The following is a 23,962-nucleotide window of genomic DNA, read 5'->3' on the forward strand; positions in this document are numbered from 1 at the left end:
GTCTTTGGTTTGGAGGTAGTGAACCAAACATGATCACAGCCGCATACGCCCATTGCCACAGTTAACTGACTTAGGAAGCGAGCCAACATCCATGGACAACACCAGGGCTAATCCTCATCAGTTACACCACTAAATGGGACGCCGATCAGCCCAACGTAGATGAACATGAACCCAAAAGCGATAAAGCAATAGCCTCAGAGAAAAATCACAGTCGAAATCAACCTGGCTACTCAATACGGACTACTAAAAAAACAATTCACCGGAGCCTCCTAAATTAAAACTGCTAAATTAAATGCTTATGCTGTTCAATAAAAAACTTACTAATTTTTGGGAAAATAGTTACATCATGATCGATTGCAATATCATTAAATCTTGCTTGCAATGGGGTTAGGGTCTCAAGCGATGACGAATCTAGGGCAGCAAGCATTTCATTGCAAGCTTCAAGTATTTCTAATGATGAATTATCCACTACCGACAAGTCATCATCATCCGCGAGTGAGGAGATTTCAGTAGATGAAATGCTTGAAAGAAAGACTTCGCTGAAATTCAGGGTACGATTAAGTCTTTTACTGTAGACCAATTTTGGCATAAATATATCTTTATAGCATGGAACAGTATGTCTTATGGGGAAGCAATTTGCTTGTATGGTTGGTCTTCCAAATAATATCGGTATATTGGCTGGCCCCGAAGTAGTTTGAATTGAAAAAAGACATTCGGCGAGAAAGTAAGTGTCAAGAAAATGAGATTGTTCAACTATTTGGGTGTAATCAATTACATTTGGGATTCTTGGTAGTGGTATAGAATTTTTTCCGCCTATTCTAACGACCCAACCACCTTTACTAGTAATTTGGTGGATTGCTTCAATATAAGTATTTGTCTTAGAATTTCTGAGACTTCCATCATTCCTGTCTCTTATATGTATAGTAACAAACCAATCTTCCTGTGAAAACCCGAATGACTGCATAAAACGGAAGCCTTTTTCCTTGCATTTTATAGGTATTTTCAACAATCTATTTAGACTAGCTAAACCCGAATCTCTGTGTATAAGGGGTCTAACTTCATACCAATTACACCATTGACCCTTAAAATTTATTTTATAGACAAATGGATTTTCGTATTTTTTTATGTGTTGCGTTTGAATTACATCTCTTTCGCTCACATATTCTATGTTCTTAAAAGTATTTACAATTAGGTCTAAAATACTTTTATTTGCTATTTTAGCAGCTGCTAGACTAATAAAAATAGTGCCGCCGTGTGACCTATTGTCAATTTGCATAGCAAGCGCATAATCTACTATGATGCTTAAATGGCCAATAGAATAAGTAAAGTATTCAGAGAGATACATGTTATTCGTCAGATCGATATTATCCGAAATTGCCTGATTGTTTTTGAAAGCAATATATCGGTCGAAATACTTATTTACTCTTTTTTCGTCACCTATATAAAAAGGAAGATCCAGCAAGCCTCGCCAATTCATTTTATTAGCAGGATCAGTAGCTACCAATGCTTCAAAAAGCTTTATTCCATATTCGGCTCTATTGGCTAGCATGTAATAATGGAATAAGACTTTTGAAATATTTTCTCTTTCGATTAACGTGCTCAGCAATAAATAATCGGCTGAATTCGCAAAATTTTTACTTAAGGACTGAAAAATCACATGGTCATTTACTTCCAGAAAGAATAGATATAAATTAATTCTATTTTTAATACTATATTTGAAACAAATTGCATTGTTCAATATTACCAGAGATCGCGATACTGTAGAGACAATAATCCCGACAGCAGGATTAACTTTCCCATTTAAACAATATCCCCAATAATACTTCTTAATTGGTTTTACTAATGAATACATCGAATTTATGGACATTTTACAGATGCCAATGCAAGAAACTTTGATAAGCTAATTTACGGGAAAGGTAAAACTTGGTATCGTCATGGGAATCATCGTCGAGACAGGTATTTACTGACATTGATGTTAAGGAGCCACCTAAGAATTGATCCACTATAGGCGACAAATCTCCGTCGCCATTTTCCAGAAAGTAAAGACAAGTCCTCATTGTAAAACTCTTAAGGTCATTACAAGTGTTGGGAGATGTGCTGCTAGTTTTGAACAATAAAAAGTTTGAGATACAGATCACCTGAGAAACAACTTTTTTAAAAGGTATTTGACCATTTTTAAAGAGAAAATATTTAATAATATAGCCATATAACGATTAATTATTGCCATCATAAACAGTTGTACTAGAAATCGAGAATTACCATATTTTTTGATCAAAAAGGGGAGAAATCTTAGATCTTTAGGATGTAGATTGGTATAAACTTTTAGAATTACGCTGAGAATCATCTTTTGCTTATTCTCATTTGTCTCCTTAAAATAAAGATTTAACAACGGAATTAGTCCACCAATGCTACCGCCCAATGATGCCCACTGATTACTTCTGCTGTAAGAATCTGGTGGAGAACCTCTGAAGGTATAGACTTTTCCGTTTATTGCGACATCACTATTCAAGCAAAGAAGAATAATAAATACAAAAGCTTCATCAAGTTGGATTTTTTTTGACTTATAGTCTCCACGCAATATAAATTTGCTTTCATATCCTAGATGCTGCAAATAACCTCGATCAAATAATACAGATGAATATGACGGATGCGCAATTGTATATAAATATTCAGCTATATATTTTTGACCATTTATAATTTGCCAGCCATGATAGTTCCATGACATCATTGTCTTAAGATAATGCTCTACAATAGAATTTGTAATCACAATATGAACATCCTTGTTTTTATCTAATACTTCGATACAGTGAGCCAAACAATTATTGTCAGTAAAATAATCATCATGATGCAAAAACATCCCGAACTCACCCGTACATCTTGAATATGCTGCACAACTGTTCCAGTAGAAAGATAGATTTTCTGAATTCTTATAGTATTTAAAGGTTATATCTTTTGATTTTAAATTTATATACTTATTCACTATAGATCTAAGATCATTGTATGAGTTGTCATCGGAAACGACCACTTCAATCGGCCTATATGTTTGCTTTAGAATTGATTCCAAAGCCCTGTCTAATAGCTCGCAATTGTTATACGCTGGTATGGCTATGCTAATTAACTTTGGCATTGAAGAACTTAAGAATGAAATTACTTATGTAAAAAGGGTAAAATCTGTACCGCGTAGATTTAATCCATATTTGATTTTCTCCAATGAACGAATTTAACAAGCTTGCTCTTGAAACTTAGTTCATGCTTGAAACCTAAAGAAGTGATTTTGTCATTACTAATGCAACACCTTGATCCTCGACTAAAAGCTTCTATTGGAACTATTTGATAACGAAACTCTTTAGACAATATACTTGCAACAAGCTGAACACTTTCAAGCAGAGAATACTCTTGCTTTCCAGTTAAATTATATACTTCACTATATTCACAATTATGATGATTAATGACAAAAATTAAGGCATTCGCAACCTCTTCCACATGCAACCAACTCACCAACGTAGTATTATTATTATCGATGCTACCATTCAAGTATATAAGATTTTTGGCAACAATCGAGGAAATGATTTGACTGAAAAACTTTGTTGGCAGCTCTCTTTCACCAAAAATACTTTGCAAACGTAATATCACGCTTGGTATTCCATAAGTAAATGAATAACCCTGTACCAAAGATTCACCTGCAGCTTTCGTAGCACTATAAGGAGTTAGGCATTTTAACCTATCTTTTTCCATCCATTTAGCATTATCTTCATTTGGACCATAAACCTCTCCCGTGCTTATAAATATAAATTTTTTCAAATCAGGACAACAATTTCTTGCATGAGTTAGCAAATTCAAAGTGAATACTACATTACTATCAAATGCCGATAACGGATCCTTAATTGTCAAGGGTACTTGTGCACTAGCAGCGCAATGTATTATTATTTCTGGATTTGTAGACGTCAAGGAGTCAACTAAATATATTCTCGAGGAATATTCTTTCAAGGTTTCAATAAAGTAGTCAAAACGGGTATTTTTTGTATGAATCAGGCCTATCATGTCATGATCAGTTTTTTCAAGTAAATATTTCAGGATAGAGCTACCTATGAAACCTGTAACTCCAGTTATTAAAATTCTCATTTATTTATGCTTTTTCATGATTGGTGAAAATAAAGTGCATAATTCTAAAATAGTTTTTTCACAAGACCTTGTGAACGCTTTGCCTATGGTGAATAATGATGTTGTTTTCATAGTTGAGCATGGCAAGTAATTCAGCTTGACTACTAAGCTTATATTCTATATTAGCGTAATTAGGCTTGGAGCACACGTGAAAGAACTCAATTATGTATAGGCTAGTTTAATCAGGGTCAGGGTAGATTCAAAGTCAAACACAAGCATCATTCCCAATGCTTTGAGAATGTGTTGAGGTCGCGAGAATGACCTCGTCCCTTTACTCAATAGCGACTCAGCTGTAACCGATCTCTATCACATGCTGATCAGCTATTTCAAGTAAATTCCGAATGTGCGCATTCGGCTGGGGAGTTCGCATCCCAGCCTGGTATTTGCTGCTGATCACGGTGCTCAAGAGTACCTGCTTCGGAGAGGGATGACTCCTAGAGCATTTGCGAGGGACTATAAAATCTTAAAAACTTTGCTGTGTGCCACAAGTTTTCACCGAATCGATGGGCTTGGAGCTGAGGCGATGGCCATTCTGAGTACGGCAGCGATCAAGCTGCTTCTTGTATTAGCTTGATTTTAGTCGCTCCGATGCGGGTTGCAGGCAGATGCATGACATCAAAGCGCTTATAGCAATGTCGAAGCGAAAACCAAAACCATCATTAGACTTTGATCTCAGCCCTTCATCAAGACGAAAGAAAGCAGCATGTATTAGAACGCTATATAAACATAAATTTACCAAGGCATCACCGATTTAGAACTCACAAATACACCACCTTCTTTATAACTTCGAGGCATGTCCTCAATAGTTTTCACAGGGGCCCAGCCGCACTTTTGCGAGAAGATATTGACACCTGTATTGTCGAAACGCTGGTAAACCAAATGCGCATTTTCTGCAGTTCCAATTTCGACAAAAGCATCCACCTTCTTCCATGCTTCAATAGGGATAGCATTGAGTAATACTGCCTCATGGCCTTCAGCATCAATCTTTAGAAGATCTACCCGATTGACTATATCCCGTATATCCTGAACTGTGACATCAAACTTCTCAAGTTCGCCATACGGATTGGATTTAGCCCCAACCAAATGGCTGCTAGTTGTATTGCCAAGAACACGCACAAACTGCATAGTTCCATCTTTTTCAGAGACGGCGGCCTGATGAGTACGGCAATTATTGATGTTATTCAAACCTAGGTTTCGACGCAGTTTCTCAAAATGTGCTGGGTCAGGCTCATATGCCTCAACTGTACTGTCACAAAGAGATAATACGATCGTGTGCAAGCCAATGTTGGCGCCAATATCCGCTGCACGAGCATAACGACCACGATTACGGTAGTAAAATGAGAACATCAGCAACTCGTCCAAACCAAACAAGTCAATTGAATCAATGGCCCCCATTTTCTCGTAGGGCAAACTCAGCAAGCCCAACTCTGCAAATGGCACCTTTTGCTCTGCCTCAAATGCAGGCTGCGCTTCATGAAATGCCGGGGTAGTCAGCCCTGAGACAAATCGATAAAAAGAAGACCCTCTTGCATGCTCTTGCGGGTGGTCTGCCAAAAATTCTAAAAGATTGCCGAAGCGTTCCAATTGCATTGATTGAACCTTTGAAGTTGAGTGTTAAAGAATTCGTAATTCAGCGAGCTGTTCTGGGGTTAGCAGGGGCATTTGATTTTCAAGCGGGGCCCCCGCCTTGAGAACCGGATACAGCTTCTGGTTGGGATTGATTTCGATATTACAAAAGACGGGACCAGCCGTAGAATATACCTCCCTAAGCTTGGCTCTAATTTCAGAACTTTTAGATATAGTGATAACAGCAATTCCCATAGCCTTAGCAACGTTAGCGAAATCTGTCAATCCCAATCCGGAAGCGGCGTCGACGCCTACATAATTTCCATCCAACCACGTTTCTAGAGTCTGTTTCTGAATGCCATGCGCATGATTGTTGAATAACATTATTTTCAGTGGGACCTGGTATCTGACAACCGTCGCAAGTTCACCCATACAGAGTTGAAGGCCGCCGTCTCCAATAATGCAGGTGACCGATCGGTCTGGTGCCGCTGCTGATCCGCCTATGCCGGCCGCTACGGCATAACCCATTGGAGTAAAATTCCACGCCGAGAAAACCCTTTGATCTGACTTCACTCTGAGGTTGTTGCAGGTCCAGGTCAGATTGCCTCCAGTATCGACAAACACAATTTCGTCATCGGCGAGCGCATCGGAAAGTTGATGGACAAAATGATGAGCATCAACATAGCCCGCGACATCATCTGGCTCCACTGGAATATCGTCGGGTAGCTGTGCACGCCAGCTCTCTATTGTGGCCAACCACGGAGCAATGCTAGGTGCCTTGTACTGCTCTATGACTGCTTTGGCTGTGTCAAAAAATTCTCCCATTAAGCACTGGATGCGCCCAGCAATCCTTATGCCATATCCATCGAATTTATCCATTTCTCCCTTGTCTGCGTCAACCATGACAATGCGCGCATTTGGGGCAAAGGTGCTGAGGACGCCGCCAGTGAGGTTTTGCGAAAGACGTGTGCCCAAGCAAACAACTAGGTCGGCGTGCTGGATAACAAAATTTCCGAGACGCGAGCCGTACACGCCAAAAGTACCGACGCGATGCTTCCAGTTGTACGGAATCAGGTCAAGCCCGGCCCAAGTTTGCAACAGCGGAATCTCGACATGTTTGAGGAACTCGCGGAGCTCGTCTGCCTTGCGCGGCGTACTTAACCCTCCACCCAGCACGATGACGGGACGCTTGGCCGCAGAGATCTGAGCCAAAAGCGACTGAACCTGTTCTGACAACCCATTAGAAATCACATGTTTCGCATCTGAATAACGTGGCAACTCGGCAGTCTCGAGATGAGCGCGCTGGAGATCATCGGGAATATCTACCAATACAGGACCTGGTCGGCCAGACTCAGCCTCGGCGTATGCACGATCTAATATGCTGGCGATTTGGTTGCTATTTGATAGTTGCGCTGAATATTTAGTTACGCTGGAGTAAATAGACAGAGAGTCTGTTTCCTGAAATCCAACTTGCCGGACTTTACGCTCACCCTTGAGCCGATGTGTGGCAACTTGCCCGGTCAGCATAAGTGCCGGTACTGAATCGTAATAAGAGCAGCAGACACCAGTGAGCAGGTTGGTTGCACCCGGTCCGCTGGTTACGATACATGCACCCATACGACCTGACACGCGGTAATATCCGTCGGCAGCCATTGCGGCTGACTGCTCATGTGCAACAAATGTAGTACCGACTCCTGCATGTTTTGCTGCTGAGTCAAACAGATGGACGGCAGCACCGCCTGACATTCCGAAAACATGTTTTGTGCCTCGAGCGTGCAGGTAATCAATCACATAGTCGCTTAACTTCATGACATGCATCATCAGTTTTTGTGCCTCCGTCAAGAAAGTCGCCGGAGTTTATAGATGTTCGAATTTACAATGAGTTCTTCCATTAACTGCGGATGCTGCCACTGATAATGGACCAGGGAGAAGTTTCTCCCGCCCAGTGCGCCACTGGGCGCCAACACAGACCATTGAAACATGGCGAGGTTTCGAGCAAGGCCCTCACATCGCCTTAACTGTCCATGAACTGGCACGTCTTGTCAAAATTCGGCCCGGCGACTTCACCGGCAGCCAGCCATAAAAAACCACCCAAAATACACTTCTTATCCTATCAGTTGTTTGCAGGACTATGAACTAGCTTCCTTGAAATATAAATCGAATCATCCCCAGGAGGAAGATAGTCGTATCCAAGCAGTGAAATAATTTCCTTCGCTTTATATGTACTATTTAAAAAATCCGAGAAAAAGCTAGAAGATGTATAATTGACAACAGGCTTGATTATCGGGGTTGTAAACATGAAAAGATTATAGAACATGTCACTAGTTAATATTGGTGTATGATGCACCAGGTTAGAATCAAAGACTACAATGTCTCCCATCTCCAGAGATAGTGGCTTAGAGGGCGCCTCATTGAAATTGTAAAAGAAATCTCTGTGTGATTTTTCTTTTATAACTAGTGAAGCTGAATCATTTTGGCTATGGAATGACAAAAAACTTATGCTCAAAGGATGCTGTGAGGGAGAATGTAGATATGGAATATCTCTATGCCATTCAATAGTTGATGCACCTTGGTAGGCTTGGTTATGCACGGCCCTATTCAAATGCAGCTGATAGCCACAAGGAAATATCTCTCGCAGTAAATCATGAATAAAGCTTGCAGTTAATAAGTCTCGCAATCGATCGGAGTAGATAAATGGACTTCGATATATTCCAGCAAATTTAGACGATTCCTTTACTCTGTATGGCAGCTTTGATCCCTTCTCTTGTATGTCATTTATTATCTCATTACAATCACCAGGACTGAGTCGATTCGGAAGGACAAAGTAGCCATTATTCTGAATTTCTTTAAAAGGTTCAGATCTTACACTATTCCCGAATTGAACAACTTGATCGAGGCCAGGGTGCGACTGGTTCACGCATTGGTACAATTCATGGAGTCATCATAGCAGTTATGAATAAAGCGATCATTCTTGGAGGATCATCTGCTATTGGGACAGAACTAATTGAGAGGCTTTCTAGCAAATGTTCACGCATATTGTCTACTTACAATTCAAGAATGCCAACAAATATACCTGCAAACGTTCTTTTGAAACATCTAGATATTGCTGCGACTAACTTGAGCGAGTTTGCAGACACTCTGCATGAGGATGCTGAGGGTTGGGATTTATTTGTATCATGTATAGGGACGCAAGAACCTGTAGGCCTATTCGAATCTGTAAATGTAGAGCAATGGATTGAGGGATTCAATAAGAATTTTACGTTGCAAATCGAGTTATTACTGCGGCTATTGCCCTTTAGAAATCGTGACGGAAACGCAACAGTAGTTTTTTTTGCAGGTGGCGGTACCAATGGTGCGACTCCCTACTACTCTGCATACACGCTGGGGAAGATTGGCTTAATTAAATGTGTGGAATTGCTAGATGATGAAATATCAGATACCAAGTTTGTCGCTTTAGGCCCGGGATGGATGTTGTCTGACATTCACAATGCGACTATCGAAGCGGGCCCAACGATAGCAGGACCGAATTATTTTAAGACACAATATATGCTCGAAAATCAATCCTTGATGAATACTCCCAATAAGGTCGTAGATGACATTTTTTTTCTAATGAGTCAACCAAAACGTTTGGTAGGTGGAAGAAATTTTTCGTCAGTACACGACTCATTCTCTGAACAGACTCTCCAAGAACTTTATGAAGCCAATCCTAATTTCTACAGACTTAAGCGTTTTATGAATTAAACCGGGATACGCAGCTCTCCATGTTCTGTTTTCTTTAAATGTGCATTTATTATTCTTGTCACAATCTTCATAATTTAGCTAGTTTGAGTATTTTTATACTAAGTAAACTGTAAATTAGTGTTTTTGGGGAAATTTTAAATAGTTTTGAAAATCTGCTGGCTATCTCTATTGCCAATACACGCCATAATGCGCAACATACCTTGGGAATAAGAAATAATAATCAGGCGCTAAAATGGGCCTTGAAAATCTCTATTCGGCTGATCCCTACGCCTGGTTGAAGATTGAAAGCTGGGTACAAATTCAGCTGAGCTCTTCATTTGGGCTAGAACTCTCTTAACTATATCATCTGAAATGGGGTAGTAATCATCAGCCAGGGAATGACTAGTTGGCGCAGGATATGAAGGTAGCGCTAACTTTTCTGGTGCACTTATCAGCTGAGAAAAGAGCTTCTCTGCTATGAGCGAAACAATTTCTGAGGCTACACCACAGAAGGGATCTGCATGATCAACAACTAATAGTCGTTTCGTGCGGTTTACTGACTCAATCAGCAACTCATCATCAATCGGGCGAATACTCCGTAAGTCAACAACCTCCGCATGTATTCCATACGCTTGAAGCTCATCAGCAGCCTTCAGGCACTCCAATGTCATATAAGAGATTCCAACCAATGTCACGTCTGTTCCCATCCGTACTACCCTCGCTTTTCCAAGTGGAACGCGGTATGCATCGGTTGGCACCAAATCTTTAACGTTATAAAGCCAGCGATGCTCGAGGCAAAGTACTGGATTGTCATCCTCAATGGCAGAAATAAGCATACCTTTAGCGTCGAAAGCTGTTGTAGGCATGATCACCTTAAGCCCAGGTATGTGACCAAACCATGCATGTAGGCTTTGGCTATGTTGAGGCCCTTGGCCCCAGCCACGTCCAATGATCATGCGGATCACCATTGGAACACTCATGGTTCCGTTAAACATGTAATGCCATTTAGCGGCTTGATTAACAACTTGATCTATTGAGACCAGTGCGAAATCAACCCGCTGATGGGTTAAAATTGGTCTTAGTCCGGTAATTGCCGTACCAATTGCAACGCCGGTTAAAGCATTTTCTGCAAGTGGGATATCGAATACACGCTGTTTCCCGTGTTTTTCTTGTAAGCCCAGTGTGGTACCAAATATTCCCTTAGGATCTGGAACTCCAAGGCCCATAAGATAGGTTGTAAGATCTTGTCCTAGACATTGATCCTGAGCTTCTAAAAGCGCTTCTGCGTAACTGATTTCACGAGATCCGGCATTCGAAGGTGGATCATACCTTTTAGCTTGAGCATACACATTGCCAGTGGCAGCGGCATCAGGGAAATTGGCAATGAGAGCTTGCTCAAACCCAGAATTTATCTCTAATGTGATATCGCTAATTTCTTTTGAATCCAGTGAGAAACCAGTATTTTTAGCCTGAATTCTCAGCGGATCATTCTCTTTCCAATCCAGAAATTCTTGCTCGGAACGGTAGCCAATATTGTTGTCATAGCCTGGCCCGCAATGCTCACGCCATCGATAAGTGGGCATTTCCATAAAAACTGGCATGCCACCCACTCGAAGTTTTTCAACAGCATCTCTCGCCTTGCCGTAGATATCATCGACATTATTTCCATCGGCATAGATCACTTCAACACCGTGACCCGCTGCCACCTGGCCGATTGTTCTATTCGAAGGTTGCCTTACCCCTAGTGGGGAATAAACCGAATATAAATTGTTTTCACAGGCAAATAGAATTGGTAAACTTTTGAGTGCTGCAAAGTTGAGACTTTCGTGCACTACCCCAGCTTCCATTGCACCATCACCTAAGAAGACAACAACTACACGTCCTTTACCTTCTCGCTGAGCTGTTAGTGCTGCGCCTACAGCTATCGGCACCGTACTTCCGACAATTGGCGTGGCTCCAATAAAACCACAGGCGCGATCTGTAAGGTGCATCGAGCCACCCTTGCCACCGCAACACCCAGTAGCCTTTCCGTAAATTTCCGCCAACATCGCCTTTAAATCACCACCTTTAGCAAGGTAATGAGCGTGGTTTCGATGTCCAGAAAAAGTCCAATCAGTATCTTTAAGCGCAGCACAAATTCCTACAGCTGCAGCTTCCTGGCCAATGCTTAGATGCACGGGGCAACGCATTTCTTGTTCTGGATATCGCCTGGCGATTTCCTCTTCAACCATGCGAATTCGAGTCATTGCTCGAAGAAGTTGCATTCCCTGTTTTAGTGAGGAGCTCATCAAATTCCGAATTTTATAATCACAAGCCGAGGTGTTGCATCCATTTCACTGTGTAGGTTTGATCTCCATCGGGCAGTTCATTCTGAGCATAGGCTTTAGAGATTTCGGCGATTGCATCGGCAACTGTATGGCTGGGCTTGAAGCCGGTGGCAAGCAGCTTGCTGGAATCTTGCCGGTAGGAGCGGGGATCGTTTGAAGCACTAACTACAATCTCGGCGCCGAGCTTGCTCTTCACCATCTCGGCAATGGTGAGGATCGAGATGTTCTCAAAACCAGCGTTGTAACAGCCGCTGGCAATCTGTGGATGGGCGAGGAAGTGGCGATATACATTAGCGATGTCCTGGATGTGGATATTTGGCCGGGTTTGATCGCCACCGAACACTGTTATGCGACCATTTTTAAGGGCCTGATAAGTGAGCATGTTCACGCTCACATCAAGACGCATGCGCGGTGAAAGACCGCAAACGGTGGCGGGCCGGATACAGTGAACTTGCATTTGATCGGAATAAGAAAGAAACACTCTCTCGGCCACCATCTTGGTTTTGTTGTAGACCGAGATCGGCACCAGGGTGAGATCTTCGGTGACGTTGAGTTCGTCTTTGACGCCATAGACGCTTCCGGAGCTGGCGAATAGAAACTGCTTGACCCCAGCTCTCAATGCCCGGTCGGCTAGCTGCTGGCCCGCCAGCACATTCACCTCCCAACTAAGCGTGGGGTTCAGCTCCACCGCAGGATCATTAGCAATGTTGGCCAGATGGATGATTGCTTCAACGCCATCCATCGGAATTGCATCGATATCGAGGATGTTGAGCTGGAGATTGGTGAGTTTGGGGTGTGTTGGTAGCTGGTTGCCGAACCATTGGGTGTCGACACTGATCACCTCATGGCCATCGGCCAACAGCAGGGGAACCAGAACGGAGCCTTTGTAGCCGCAACCGCCAGTGACGAGAACTTTCATGCTTTGTGTTGATAGGTCCAGGGAAGGGACTTGAGCTGCTCTAGGTGACTATCCACCCAGGCCATGGTGTCTGTGAGCCCCTCATCGAGGCTCACCTGATCGCTCCAGCCAAAGCTTTCACGCATTGCGCTGCTGTCGAGCAGGTAGCTCTGATCCTTGCCCAAGCGCTCACCGCTATCTTCCACAACGGATGAGAAAGAAGCTCCACAGCGCTTACAGATCTGCTCAACAAGGGCTCTGATGCTGATCGCTTCGCGGGTTGAGAGATGCCAGGTGCTGCCGGGATCAGCTTCTAATGCCAGCTGCAGGGTGGCCCGCACTACATCGTGGATGTGAATGAAAGAGCGCTCGGAATAGCCCCCGCCATGCAATTGCATCGGCTGACCCGTACGGGCACTGAGCATTGCCCTGGGAATGATCCGATAGAGCTGCTGGCCGGGGCCATAAACGTTGGCTGCCCGGGTGAACACCACAGGGAAGCCGTAAGCCTTCTCAAAGCTCAGCAGATGTAGATCACAGGCCGCCCGGCTCACCGCATAAGGAGTGCTGGGGGCAAAATTATTGGTCTCCTGGATCCATCCGCCATCGGTGCTGCCATAAACCTCCGGAGTGGTCACATGAACGTATTTCTTCAAAAACGGCTTCTGACGCAGAGCATCGTGCAGCGCCACCTGACTCACCACATTGGTGCGATACCAGTGGGTGGGATTCAACCAGCTCTCAGCCACCATCCCCTGAGCTGCGAAATTCACAAGCACTGAGGGTTGTACACGGTCAATTAACTCCAGCAGCTCAGAGAGCTGGCTGTTCAGGTCAATTGCCCTAAAAGCGAAGTTATCAGCAGTTGCCAAGGGTTCGCCAATAGTTGGTTCAGGCCAGCGATAGGGCAGAAATACAGACTCGGGTTCGACCGAGCGGCTGACGCCCCAGACGTTGTGGCCGCTTCTCAGGGCCTCCGCCACGAAGTGGGAGCCGCTGAAGCTGTTGCTGCCGATAACGAGAATTTTCTCTGAACTCACGGTTGAAGCACCTCCTCCAGGTTGTTGCGCAGAGCATCGGCGCTGATCGGGGTGTTGCCCATGGTTTCCACCGCCAGCGACGCCATGCAGCAGGCCAGAGCGGCGGTGGACATCATCGCCTGTCCGCTGGCCAGTCCCGTAGCCATAACCGCCAACAGCGAATCGCCTGCTCCGGCCACATCCAATGGATTGACGCTCAGGGCGGGGAAGGGCTGAGTGATCACTGTCCCCTCGGCATCACGGTCGTAAGCAATGAAGCCTTCAGCCGCCAGCTTCACAACCAGGCGCTCGCATTTGCTGTCCTCCAGCAACTTCTGGCTGAGGCTTTCGAGTCCGCTCTCTTTATCCTGCAGGGCCAAGCGCAGCTCCCGTTCATTCGGGCAGAGCAGAGAGAAGTTCTGAAAGCGACTGATAGATCCCACCTGGCTGCTGCACTGCAGATCGCCGAACAGCATCAGCCCATGACACCGGGCAAGTTTCTGCACCACCTTCAACACCTTGGGAGTAACCACTCCGTAGACAAAATCCGAGACCACAATCCCGCGGGCATGAGGAGCCAGTTCCTCCAGGCGGGTAATTACCTGCTCCTCAATCTCGCTATCGAGATTGTGCTGCTCCAGCCGACTGACGCGGAACAGCTTCTGATTTTCGACCATGTAGCGCTTTTTAAAGGTGGTGGGCCGGGAGGGATCGCGGCTGAGGCCATCACCGATGCCGTGGGCGTTCAGCTCCTGCTGCACCAGATCGCCGGTACTATCATTTCCCACCACCGACACCAGATCGCACTGGGCCCCAAGGGCATGGATGTGGGCGGCCACCACCGCCGCCGCACCAATAAAGTTTCTATTGGCTAGCTCTCTTACCACCACAACGGGTGCTTCAGCACTCATGCCGATCGCCTCGCAAGCGGCGTATTGATCAACAATCGTGTCGCCAAGCACGATCAGCCGCGTTTCGGGCCAAGCCTCCATCGATGCCAGCAGCTCGGCGCGGTTCAGGTTCTGACGGCAGCAGGAGGCCTGAAACTGCTCCCGTCGCCGCTGAAGTAGATCCCGCTCGGAGTTATTGAGCAGATCAGCGCTGGCGTAAGTCACATCGCCGGCATGGAACTGCACGCTGCCCCCCTGGGAGCGCATCAGCGCCAGAGGTTGCTGCATTCGCTGCGATCCCTCTAATTCGGTGCCCAGCACCAGCACTGCTGGTTGCAGGTATTCGATAGCAAGCTCCAGCTCATCGCCCTGCAGCAAAAGCACCGCATCAGCAAGCCCCAGCATGCTCAGCGCCTCGGCCCGCTCCGGCTGGCGAAATGGATAGCGTCTCGTTTGATCGGCGGGGCCATCGCCGATAAGGGCCACCACCAGCTCTTGGCCCAGGCTGCGAGCATGGCGCAGATAGCGGATATGGCCTGGATGGATGGTGGTGAAGTGTCCGTAGGCGAGCACACAGCCGCGCATGGCAGCGGCCTGCTCAAGCTGCAGAAAAGAAGAAGTCACAGGGTAATCATCACCCGGCCAGCCGTGGCGCCGTCGCGCATCGCGGCGATGCCGTCATTGATCTGTTCCAGCGGGAAACGCGCACTCACGAAGTTATCTAGCTGAAAACTGCGCCGCTCCAGCAGCCGCAGATAGCGAGGGATATCAAGATCGGGCTGGCACTCACCGCCGTGGGAGCCGCTGAGCAACTTGCCGAAATGCAGGGGTAGGGAATAGAGATTCAAGTTGTTGCCGAAGCGCGGCACGCCGACCAAAATAACTCTTCCTTGACTGTGGGTGAGCCGGTAGCCCAGCTCAATCAGCGCGGGCACGCCGGTGTTGTCGATGAACACATCCAGCGGCTGACCGGCGAGGGCCTCTTGGATAAGAGTTTCAGCATCACCCTGGGAGCTGTTGATGGCATGGCTCGCGCCTAGCTGGCGGGCCAGCTTCAGGCGGTTGTCATGCAAATCCACCGCAATGATCGGCGTCGCCGACACCAGTCCCGCCGCCTGAATGATATTTAAACCGACACCACCGGCGCCGAACACCACCACCGCTTCGCCCATCTTCAACTTGGCATTGTTTTCGACCACACCAAAGCCAGTGGTGATCGCACAGCCAAATAGGGCTCCCGCCTCTGGATCGGTGTTAGCCGGCACCTTGGTGCAGCGGTTTTCGCTCACCACTGCATGGCGGTTGAACGTAGTAACCCAGCCGGCATTGAGCGGTTGGCCGCGCCAAAAGTATTTGGGCGGATCAGCCTGGATACCGGCCCCAGGCCGCCAGTGCAGCACCACGCTATTGCCAGGTTGAACGTGCTTAACGCCGGGGCCAACTTCTAGCACCCTGCCGAAGCCCTCATGGCCCATAAGATGGGGCAGGTAGCGGTCAGGCCCCTTCACCCCGTCGATCTCTCCCAGCTGGGAGCCACAAATGCCGCTCACTTCGACTTCTACCAGCACCTGGCCCACCTCCAATTGCTCAGGGAGCTCGATCGTGTCTATAAGCAGTGGCTGGTTTTGGGCCACCAAGATGGCGGCCTGGGTGCTGCTGGGACGCTTGGCTATGGACATACTCATTCGAAATAGATATAGGAGTGATCGCCGCTGTAGTCGGTTTGCTCAAACCACCATTGCCAAGCCTCGGGGGTATTGAAGGCTTCGCAGGTCACCTGCCAATAGAGAAGGTTTGCTTTTTCGGATTGATTTCGCCAACTCTCCACACAGAGATATTTATACTGTTTGCCTACACGTTGCATTTCGCGCAGCGCTTTGTCTAGCTCGTGAGCATGAAGGCAATGAAGAGTGTTGATTGAGTAAACAAAATCAAAATGGTTATCCGGCCAAGGCAGGCTTGTGGCATTTCCCAGGGTTAGTTGGCTGCGGATTTCTTCCTTACTGTTCTCTAGGGCATAGCTTGAACTATCTATCCCGTAGATCTCTGCATTTGGCAAAACCTTGAGAAAATCGTAAAGCAAAAATCCTTTACCGCAGCCAATATCAAGGATTCTTGCATTTTCAGGAAGCTGATAATGCTCCACCATCGCCCGCGCCACTTTTTCCCAGCGCCCTTCTATGTAGCGATAGCCGCCGTAGCAAATACGGCGATCACCATCCCAATAATCAAAATCAAACTTTTTGGCCAGTTCTGCAGCCTTTTCTTTGGGAAACTCTGGATCATTTACCCGGGCTAGATAATCGCGTTGCGTGCTCTTGTGAACAACGCTCATGAAATCAATTTCAGCCATCAGTTCAGGCGGGCAAGCTCGGTAGGTTTATTGCTGTTCAGCCACTGCATACACAAATGGCCCACCACCAGCTGGGTGTCTTCAGCGATCTGCATGTCGTCGATCGCAAAGTGAATGGATACGTCGGCTAGCTCACAACAACGGCCTCCGTTGAAGGCAAGTATCGCAAAGCTTCGCATCCCCAATGCGCTAGCTGTTTCAATAGCGCGCACCACATTGGCTGAATTACCACTGCCAGATAGCACAATCAGCAGATCACCTTTTCGCCCCTTCACTTCCAGCTGGTGGGAATAAATATTGTCGTAGCTAGTATCGTTAGCTAGGCATGTAATCACACCAGAATTTGCAGGCAGAGCATCCACCCGTAAACCAGGGAGTTTAGGTCCGGGGCCGCAGGCTCCGATGCCGTAGTGGAAATCATTGGCCATGTGCATCGCGTTAGCTGCGCTGCCACCGTTGCCGCAGATATACACATTGCGTCCCTCCGCCCAAGCCTGCCGAAGTTCTGTCGCTAGTATCTCTACGCCTTCAAGAACTTCAGCGCTGAAGCAGTTCTGCAACCTCTGCAGATAGGTTCCGACAGCCACGGCAAAGCTGCTTTTAATCACAGTCATAAGGTTTCACCAATAAGTTGCTGGGCTCTAAAAAGGGCTTCTGGTGTGCCGATATCGAGATAGGGCTGATCGGTGTGCCAGCTCTGAATCTTGCCCAACAGGGTGGGAATCACTTCAGTGCTGAAGTCGCTCGGCGGGGGAAACATGCTGGTGAGGTAGTCGAGAAAAGATGGATCAAAGGCATAGAGAGCGCCATTAGCGCAATTACCTGGGGGATTGGCCACTTTTTCGTGGAAGGCGATCACCACTCCTTCGTCATCAGTTTCAACGATGCCGCAGTTACTGGGTTGATCAGTGAGGAATGTGAGCATTGTGAGCATGCAGCTTGTGTGGTGCTTTGCATGGGCAACAAGCAAGCCGCTCAAATCAGCCGCCATAGCATTGTCGGCATGAATCAGAAGCCCGCCTGCTCCGTCGAAAAACGAACTGTTTGCTAGCAAGGTGCCTGCAGTACCCAGCAGCTCAGGCTCGTGCACGACCTGCACATCCATTCTGTTGCTATGCCACCCTTTCACAAATTGCGTTACTTGCTCTGATAAGTAGTGGGTGTTAACTAGCACCGCTTCACAACCAACTGACTCCAGCTGCCGCAACCAGCGACCCAACAACGGCTCGCCGCCGATCGGCACCAGGCACTTGGGTGTTTGAAGGGTGAGGGGGCGTAAGCGAGTGCCCAGCCCAGCCGCCAACAGCAGAGCTCGTAAAGGTTTCATGAAAAGTTGAAATCATCCATTACTTGATCCAGGATCAGATCAGCCAAGGCAAAGCTGGCAGTGAATGCCGGCGAAATAGCGTTGAGCACGTGGGTGCTGGACAGGCCAGGCAGGCAGAGGAAATCGTCTTCCATGGCTTGGGTGTTGTGATTGAACAGCTGGGAGCGGATACCCACCTTGTCGCTGAGTTCGAGATGTTCGGCCCGGATAGCGGGAATTAGTTGCTGAGCAGCCCGCAGAAGCAAAGGCGGGAGCGAAAGGAAGGCCTGCTCATGCACATAACGTCGGAAGCCTCCGCGGTTCACCAGATACTGGCGGGCTAGAAGCGCCAGGTTTGCTACCGCCATAGCGGGCTCTGCCGCCTGAAGACGTCGGTAGTTTTCGCGGCCCCAGGCCGGGGTGGCCGTTGGCCCGATGCTCACCACAGGACTTGCGCCAGCACTGGGTGTGAAGTGCACACCCAGGAACGGCACATTTAGATCCGGAACCGGGTACAAGTTGCAGCTCGGCACAATCGGGCAGTTGGCCTTGAGCTGCCAATACAGCCCCTTAAACGGCAGCAGGCTGTATTCCTCCCCCACCCCGAAGGAATGGGCTACCCGGTCGGCCTGGAGACCGGCGCAATTGAAAAGATGCCCGTATTGGACTGCGCTGCCATCGGCCAACAGCAGTTGCAGCTGCTCGGGTTTTGCCGTCCAGCCCGACTGAGCTGCCAACACGTTCACCCCCCGCTGCCGAAGCTCTTGTTGCAGCCGCTGCACCACCGAAATCGGCTTTACAACTGCCGTGTTCGGACTCCAGAGAGCACGACCACTGGCGCTGCGAGCTTCCGGCATCTTCTGACGCAGCTGGCTTTCATCCCACAGCTCCACCACTGCCCCATTGGCACGACCGCGCTCTGCCAATACATCAAGCTGGCCATCGAGTTCAGCTCGCTGCGGGACGATCAACTTGCCACAGGCATTAAGAGGGAGCTTGCGCTCGTTCACCCAGGCCTTGAGGCGATTAGCACCAGAGACGCACACCTGGGCCTTCACAGAGTCAGGCTTGTAATAAAGACCCGCATGCAGCACGCCGCTATTGCGGCCAGAGCTATGGCGGCCTAGGTCTGGTTCCTTATCCAACACAATGATGTTGGTGGTGACGCGCCGCTCCAGAAGCTGGTAAGCGATGCATAGGCCCACCATGCCGCCACCCACGATCAGCACATCGCAGCTATGCCTAGTCATTGAGGCTCACAAGTCGGTCAAAGGGAAAATCGAGTAAGGAATCAAGAAGCGCTAACTCAAAACAAGAGTTTCCTTTGATGCGCATCTGTTTTTGAGAAAACCAGCGCTGAACGGCAGGACGCTCTCTTTGGCCATAGCCAGTTTGCACATGGGCCATCCAAGCCAGGCCCGCCCGATCCCCTGCATAAAGGTCTGAAAGGCGATCGCCGATCAGCAGGGATCGAGTGAGGTCAAGCTGAAGATCTACTGCTGCTGCTTGCAGCATTGCCGGGCTGGGCTTACGCCAGCTAGTGGGTGCTGCATCAGGTCCATGGCCATTTGCATAAATCGCAGCGATGGGGGCTGCAAGCCCAAGCAACTCAAGAAGACGATCGGTGACCTGTTCATAAGCATCCCAATCAAAGTAACCTCTGGAGATACCGGATTGGTTGGTAATTACAACCACAGGCCAGTCCTTTGCAAAAGCATGTTCGAGCAAATTGCGTGCCCCAGGGCAAAGTTGCACTTCTTCGGGTCTGCATAAGTAATGCCTATCCTCAATTAGAACACCATCCCTATCCAAGAAGAGGGCTGGCTTATTATAGGGCAAATTTTCTACTAAAAGACGTCGACGATTAGAGCTTTTCAAACCAATGTGTCACGAAGATTGGCGGACATATAATTTACCCATTTCTAGCCGAATCACTCGATCGCAATTTTGAACCGTGCTTAGCCGATGAGCAATTATCACGATCGTGAGCTCCTTACTCAACCAGTCGATTGCATGCATTACCGCTTGCTCGGTGGTGTTATCGAGCGAACTAGTGGCCTCATCAAAAACCAAAACCCGGGCCTCCTTATATAGCGCCCGGGCAATACCGATCCGTTGCCTTTGGCCACCACTGAGTCGAATGCCCCGCTCCCCCACAAAGCTTTTATATCCGCCATCGCTGCCCTCAATGAAGCTGGCTATTTGGGCCTGCGCCGCCGCATCCCGGACTCGCTCAAGATCGATTTTATCCTTTGGGATGCCGAAGGCGATATTTTCCGCAATCGAGGCATCCGCCAGATAGATGCTCTGGGGTACATGGGCAATCGCCGCCCGCCAGGCAAGCAGCCGCTTCGGGTAAAGCGGATCGTGCAGATCCAGCCCGTCCACAAGCAATCGGCCGCCACTCGGCACAAGCAGACCCATCAGCAGATCAACAGTGGTGCTCTTGCCACTGCCAGTACTCCCGACCAGACCGATCCGCTCGCCCCGTCGAATCTCCAAGTCCAGCCCGCTCAGCACCTCCGGCAACTGGGGGGCATAGCGAAAGCGCACCCCCTGAAGCTGGATGGCGTGGTTCAACTCTAAAGGTGCCGACGCCACAAACATTGGCGGCAGAGGCTGTTTGAGCAGCTCTATCACCCCTGCCAGATCTGCGTTGAAGCTCTTCAAAGAAGCCCAGCCGGTATAGGCCTGCTGCAAAGCGGGCAGAAGGCGCTGGGCACCAAGGGCTAGGGCTCCCAACAGCGGAATCACCTCGCCGCCGCCATCCTTTTGCCCCACCAGCAGCAAGCCCAACAGAGCAATCGCCACCATCCCCAGAGCCTCAAGTACAAAACGGGGAAATGAAGCAAGAAAGTCGTTTTTGGCCTGCAGCTGTCGCTGGCACCGGTCTGCCTTGAGGTAGATCTCCTGGTAGAAAGGCTGGCTGCCATCCAGTAGCACATCCCGAATTGCCCCTAGGCCCTCCTGTACGGCCTTTACCAGCTGGCCGCTGGCCGCAGTGATCTGGCGGCTGTTGCGGCTGAGATTGCTCCGGCTGATTTTGACTATGAAAATGTAGGCGCTGCCAAACAGGGCCGTCGTCAACAACGCCACCTTCCAATTAATCAGCAGCAGACCGATGAGAAGGAACGCTGCCACCATCAAGGAAGTGGCCAATATCAAAACTGAATTGAGCGCACCCACAGTGCGCCCCACTTGGAGGGTGATCGTGTTGATAACCGTGCTGCTGTTGCGCTGCACGTGCACCACATAGGGCTGATACAACGTGCGCCGGTAGACCTCGCCGCTCAAGTCTGATCCGACTGCCGCCGCAAGCCGAGTGTTTAGCCATAAATTCGTAAGCCGCACCGTTGCCGCCACCAACGCCGCCGCAACAAATGCCGACGTAGCCGGCAGAAGCAGCTGGGCTGGACCAATAAAACCCGCGCGCAGCGCCAGCGCCTGGACTAGTGGCTTCTGCCACAGCTGCTCTGGCGAAGTCAGCACCGCCAGAAAGGGCAACACCGTCCCCAAACTCACCAGCTCGGCCACACCACTAGCCAGCATCACAACCAGCAATAGCCCCAGCTGGATCCGGCGACGGCGGCTGAGAAGGCTAAAGATGTCGAGAAGCAGTGTGCGGGTGGGTTGGATTGAGGCTGGGGTCATAGGGAGTGGCTTTGGTGTTATTGACGATGCAGGTTGGGGGTTGGGTTACATACCAGCCACGATCGAACTCAACAACCTGAAAGAGCCAATCTTGCAGCCAATAAAAGCCCAAGCCTTGGCAGGTAGTGTGGTCTGATGTTCTGGATTCAAGAGCAGGTTGCACTACATCTCAACCTGCACCAGAAATCAGATCGGAAAATCACCTTGAGCGATGGCTTAACAAATTATCTGGAGTGAAGGTCGCCCATGTCCATCACCTCAGAGTGGTATTGCAAGTTCAAATCTGTTTCGTTGTTGCCTTGGCGCTTGGCGACACCGTCCACCAAAGCCGCCAAATACTGGAACTTAATCCACCTTCCCTCCCAGATTCCCCATGACATAGTGCAAACTATTGGGCGGGCATCTCACACCACCTAAACCCCTAGATAATTCAACTTATGGGCATTGCTAAGTTCGCATTTCTCCTGGCTGATCTCGTCATTTAGAAGAACCATAGGAATCGAGGTTGCCTTGCTTCTCTAGCCGCCTTCCAACTCGACTCAGGATCCGACAAAAGAGTCCAGCTAGATCAAGCCATTGATGAGCTGCTGCAAGTCAATGGGCATTCTTGGGGCAAAAGAAGTAAAAAATTGATGACCCTAGGCTTAATTAAGTCTGATGCTGCGCCACCGCAATCCAAATTTTTAATGTCGTTGAGGTAGTGAACAAACTCCGCGACCCAGGGTTACAACCGCATGGCTTGCAGTTCGCGGGGGATCTTGCTCTTTAGATCTAGCAGCACACCACCAGGGGCCACTAGCTGGCGCCACACTTGGTTGGATAGTGAGGTGAACTGCTGGTGCGCCACCGCCAGAATCACCGCGCAATAGTTGCTGGCAGTGGATATTTCAGAGGTCACTTGTAAGCCATAGAGCCGCTGAGCCTCCTCAGGGTCGACCCAGGGATCAATCACCTGCGGCTCCATGCAGTAACGCTGCAGCACTTCCACAACGTCTACTACGCGAGAATTCCGCAGATCTGGGCAGTTCTCCTTAAACGCAAGCCCAAGCACCAGCACCTTGGCACCTGAGATCACCATGCCGCGCCGAGCCATCTCGAGCACCAGCTGCTCCACCACCCAGGAGCCCATCCCATCATTGATTCGCCTGCCTGCCAACACCACCTGGGGGTAATAGCCCAGCTGCTCCGCCTTATGGGTGAGGTAATAGGGGTCCACACCGATGCAATGGCCGCCCACAAGACCCGGCCGAAAGGGCAGGAAATTCCACTTGCTACCTGCTGCTTCGAGCACATCTAGCGTGTCGATCTCCATCTTGCGGAAGATCATCGCCAACTCGTTCACGAGGGCAATGTTCAGATCTCTTTGAGTATTTTCGATGACCTTGGCGGCTTCCGCCACTTTCAAGCTCGCCGCTAAATGAGTGCCCGCCTTGATGATCGAGCCGTAGAGGCCATCTACCCAATCAGCAGCAGCCGGGGTGCTACCACTGGTCACCTTGGTGATCGTAGTGAGCTTGTGCTCACTATCACCTGGGTTGATCCGCTCCGGGCTGTAACCGCAGAAAAAGCCCTCGTTGAACGTAAGGCCTGAAGTCTTCTCCAGAATCGGCACACATACCTCCTCTGTGGCACCCGGATACACCGTGCTCTCAAAGATCACCAGCGGCAGGCTGCTTATTCCTGCGGCAGCCCTTGAACACAAGGCCCTACCCACCAATGCGCTGGCATTTTGGAGCAAGGTGAGGTCGGGCCGTTTAGCGCTATCGATCGGGGTGGGCACAGTGATGATGAACACATCCGCACCTACCAGCTGTTCATGATCGCCCGTGAGCTCGAGGTGAATTGCCGCTTCCAACTCCTTGGGACTGGTTTCTTTGTTGCAATCGTGGCCGGCGCCTAACTCACGGAGACGCTGCTGGTTGATGTCAAAGCCGATCACCCGGCGGATCAAGGCCACTCCAGTTCGCAAGCAGGACTGGGGCTTGGCAAACTCCACAGCCAGCGGCAGGCCCACATAGCCCAGACCGATAACCGCCAAGTTGCAAGTGGCAAGTGGGGGGAAGGACTGTTG

The 23,962-nt window shown here is 48.6% G+C and carries 19 protein-coding genes; 1 reads left to right on the forward strand and 18 read right to left on the reverse strand.

Annotated elements, in window-relative coordinates; genetic code table 11:
• Positions 1 to 283: 283 nt before the first annotated feature.
• The 6 genes from SIB42_RS01800 to SIB42_RS01825 all read right to left on the reverse strand — a co-directional run bounded on the left by SIB42_RS01800 (position 284) and on the right by SIB42_RS01825 (position 8,644).
• Complete coding sequence (locus tag SIB42_RS01800) at positions 284 to 1,852, reverse strand: TIGR04372 family glycosyltransferase (RefSeq protein WP_413328289.1); 1,569 nt, start codon at positions 1,850 to 1,852, stop codon at positions 284 to 286.
• Positions 1,853 to 2,134: 282 nt separating this feature from the next.
• On the reverse strand, positions 2,135 to 3,127 hold the full coding sequence (locus SIB42_RS01805) for a glycosyltransferase family 2 protein (protein WP_074160705.1): 993 nt from the start codon (positions 3,125 to 3,127) through the stop codon (positions 2,135 to 2,137).
• Between the two features lie 59 nt (positions 3,128 to 3,186).
• The gene (locus SIB42_RS01810; protein ID WP_074160707.1) at positions 3,187 to 4,122 is read right to left on the reverse strand and encodes an NAD-dependent epimerase/dehydratase family protein; all 936 of its coding nucleotides are present in this window, start codon (positions 4,120 to 4,122) and stop codon (positions 3,187 to 3,189) included.
• Between the two features lie 771 nt (positions 4,123 to 4,893).
• Positions 4,894 to 5,751 carry an FkbM family methyltransferase gene (locus tag SIB42_RS01815; protein WP_067093237.1) on the reverse strand — a complete coding sequence of 286 codons (858 nt, stop codon included), beginning with the start codon at positions 5,749 to 5,751 and terminating at the stop codon, positions 4,894 to 4,896.
• Positions 5,752 to 5,775: 24 nt separating this feature from the next.
• On the reverse strand, positions 5,776 to 7,569 hold the full coding sequence (locus SIB42_RS01820) for a thiamine pyrophosphate-binding protein (RefSeq protein ID WP_197459853.1): 1,794 nt from the start codon (positions 7,567 to 7,569) through the stop codon (positions 5,776 to 5,778).
• A gap of 271 nt (positions 7,570 to 7,840) precedes the next feature.
• Positions 7,841 to 8,644 (reverse strand): phytanoyl-CoA dioxygenase family protein, encoded by an 804-nt coding sequence (locus tag SIB42_RS01825; RefSeq protein ID WP_074160708.1) that lies wholly within the window; start codon positions 8,642 to 8,644, stop codon positions 7,841 to 7,843.
• Between the two features lie 35 nt (positions 8,645 to 8,679).
• On the opposite strand from SIB42_RS01825, the gene SIB42_RS01830 reads away from it, so the two are divergent.
• The gene (locus tag SIB42_RS01830; protein ID WP_074160709.1) at positions 8,680 to 9,468 is read left to right on the forward strand and encodes an SDR family NAD(P)-dependent oxidoreductase; all 789 of its coding nucleotides are present in this window, start codon (positions 8,680 to 8,682) and stop codon (positions 9,466 to 9,468) included.
• Between the two features lie 227 nt (positions 9,469 to 9,695).
• Here SIB42_RS01830 and SIB42_RS01835 read toward each other — a convergent pair whose 3' ends face one another.
• The 12 genes from SIB42_RS01835 to SIB42_RS01890 form a co-directional block, all read right to left on the reverse strand.
• A complete protein-coding gene (locus tag SIB42_RS01835) occupies positions 9,696 to 11,735 on the reverse strand; it encodes a dehydrogenase E1 component subunit alpha/beta (protein WP_231856336.1) in 2,040 nt (679 codons plus the stop codon).
• A 19-nt stretch (positions 11,736 to 11,754) separates the two neighbouring features.
• Entirely contained in the window at positions 11,755 to 12,693 is a 939-nt protein-coding gene (locus tag SIB42_RS01840; RefSeq protein ID WP_067093240.1) for an NAD-dependent epimerase/dehydratase family protein, read from the reverse strand.
• Positions 12,690 to 13,712, reverse strand: a complete 1,023-nt coding sequence (locus SIB42_RS01845; protein WP_067093241.1) for an NAD-dependent epimerase/dehydratase family protein — start codon at positions 13,710 to 13,712, stop codon at positions 12,690 to 12,692. The genes SIB42_RS01840 and SIB42_RS01845 overlap by 4 nt, the downstream gene beginning before the upstream one ends.
• A complete protein-coding gene (locus SIB42_RS01850; RefSeq protein WP_067093242.1) occupies positions 13,709 to 15,205 on the reverse strand; it encodes a PfkB family carbohydrate kinase in 1,497 nt (498 codons plus the stop codon). Before SIB42_RS01850 ends, SIB42_RS01845 begins: the two co-directional genes overlap by 4 nt.
• Entirely contained in the window at positions 15,202 to 16,260 is a 1,059-nt protein-coding gene (locus tag SIB42_RS01855; RefSeq protein ID WP_067093243.1) for a zinc-binding dehydrogenase, read from the reverse strand. Before SIB42_RS01855 ends, SIB42_RS01850 begins: the two co-directional genes overlap by 4 nt.
• Positions 16,261 to 16,262: 2 nt before the next feature.
• Complete coding sequence (locus tag SIB42_RS01860) at positions 16,263 to 16,934, reverse strand: class I SAM-dependent methyltransferase (protein ID WP_067093244.1); 672 nt, start codon at positions 16,932 to 16,934, stop codon at positions 16,263 to 16,265.
• Complete coding sequence (locus SIB42_RS01865) at positions 16,934 to 17,548, reverse strand: SIS domain-containing protein (protein WP_067093245.1); 615 nt, start codon at positions 17,546 to 17,548, stop codon at positions 16,934 to 16,936. The genes SIB42_RS01860 and SIB42_RS01865 overlap by 1 nt, the downstream gene beginning before the upstream one ends.
• Complete coding sequence (locus SIB42_RS01870) at positions 17,545 to 18,261, reverse strand: nucleotidyltransferase family protein (RefSeq protein WP_067093246.1); 717 nt, start codon at positions 18,259 to 18,261, stop codon at positions 17,545 to 17,547. Before SIB42_RS01870 ends, SIB42_RS01865 begins: the two co-directional genes overlap by 4 nt.
• The gene (locus SIB42_RS01875; RefSeq protein ID WP_067093247.1) at positions 18,258 to 19,490 is read right to left on the reverse strand and encodes an NAD(P)/FAD-dependent oxidoreductase; all 1,233 of its coding nucleotides are present in this window, start codon (positions 19,488 to 19,490) and stop codon (positions 18,258 to 18,260) included. Before SIB42_RS01875 ends, SIB42_RS01870 begins: the two co-directional genes overlap by 4 nt.
• Complete coding sequence (locus SIB42_RS01880) at positions 19,483 to 20,118, reverse strand: D-glycero-alpha-D-manno-heptose-1,7-bisphosphate 7-phosphatase (protein WP_231856337.1); 636 nt, start codon at positions 20,116 to 20,118, stop codon at positions 19,483 to 19,485. Before SIB42_RS01880 ends, SIB42_RS01875 begins: the two co-directional genes overlap by 8 nt.
• A gap of 9 nt (positions 20,119 to 20,127) precedes the next feature.
• Complete coding sequence (locus SIB42_RS01885) at positions 20,128 to 21,891, reverse strand: ABC transporter ATP-binding protein (RefSeq protein WP_067093249.1); 1,764 nt, start codon at positions 21,889 to 21,891, stop codon at positions 20,128 to 20,130.
• A 724-nt stretch (positions 21,892 to 22,615) separates the two neighbouring features.
• Positions 22,616 to 23,929: a nucleotide sugar dehydrogenase gene (locus SIB42_RS01890; RefSeq protein WP_304440526.1), complete on the reverse strand. Its 1,314-nt coding sequence runs from the start codon at positions 23,927 to 23,929 to the stop codon at positions 22,616 to 22,618.
• Positions 23,930 to 23,962 lie beyond the last annotated feature (33 nt).

Origin of the sequence: Synechococcus sp. MIT S9508, from assembly GCF_047303045.1 — a bacterium.
GTDB lineage: Bacteria > Cyanobacteriota > Cyanobacteriia > PCC-6307 > Cyanobiaceae > Synechococcus_C.

Excerpts from the sequence above, each read along its gene's own strand:
- SIB42_RS01800 (WP_413328289.1), bottom strand. The coding sequence starts at position 1,852 with ATGTATTCATTAGTAAAACCAATTAAGAAGTATTATTGGGGATATTGT.
- SIB42_RS01840 (WP_067093240.1), bottom strand. The coding sequence starts at position 12,693 with ATGAAAGTTCTCGTCACTGGCGGTTGCGGCTACAAAGGCTCCGTTCTG.
- SIB42_RS01860 (WP_067093244.1), bottom strand. The coding sequence starts at position 16,934 with ATGGCTGAAATTGATTTCATGAGCGTTGTTCACAAGAGCACGCAACGC.
- SIB42_RS01865 (WP_067093245.1), bottom strand. The coding sequence starts at position 17,548 with ATGACTGTGATTAAAAGCAGCTTTGCCGTGGCTGTCGGAACCTATCTG.
- SIB42_RS01805 (WP_074160705.1), bottom strand. The coding sequence starts at position 3,127 with ATGCCAAAGTTAATTAGCATAGCCATACCAGCGTATAACAATTGCGAG.
- SIB42_RS01810 (WP_074160707.1), bottom strand. The coding sequence starts at position 4,122 with ATGAGAATTTTAATAACTGGAGTTACAGGTTTCATAGGTAGCTCTATC.
- SIB42_RS01885 (WP_067093249.1), bottom strand. The coding sequence starts at position 21,891 with ATGACCCCAGCCTCAATCCAACCCACCCGCACACTGCTTCTCGACATC.
- SIB42_RS01815 (WP_067093237.1), bottom strand. The coding sequence starts at position 5,751 with ATGCAATTGGAACGCTTCGGCAATCTTTTAGAATTTTTGGCAGACCAC.
- SIB42_RS01835 (WP_231856336.1), bottom strand. The coding sequence starts at position 11,735 with ATGAGCTCCTCACTAAAACAGGGAATGCAACTTCTTCGAGCAATGACT.
- SIB42_RS01830 (WP_074160709.1), top strand. The coding sequence starts at position 8,680 with ATGAATAAAGCGATCATTCTTGGAGGATCATCTGCTATTGGGACAGAA.
- SIB42_RS01875 (WP_067093247.1), bottom strand. The coding sequence starts at position 19,490 with ATGACTAGGCATAGCTGCGATGTGCTGATCGTGGGTGGCGGCATGGTG.
- SIB42_RS01870 (WP_067093246.1), bottom strand. The coding sequence starts at position 18,261 with ATGAAACCTTTACGAGCTCTGCTGTTGGCGGCTGGGCTGGGCACTCGC.
- SIB42_RS01855 (WP_067093243.1), bottom strand. The coding sequence starts at position 16,260 with ATGTCCATAGCCAAGCGTCCCAGCAGCACCCAGGCCGCCATCTTGGTG.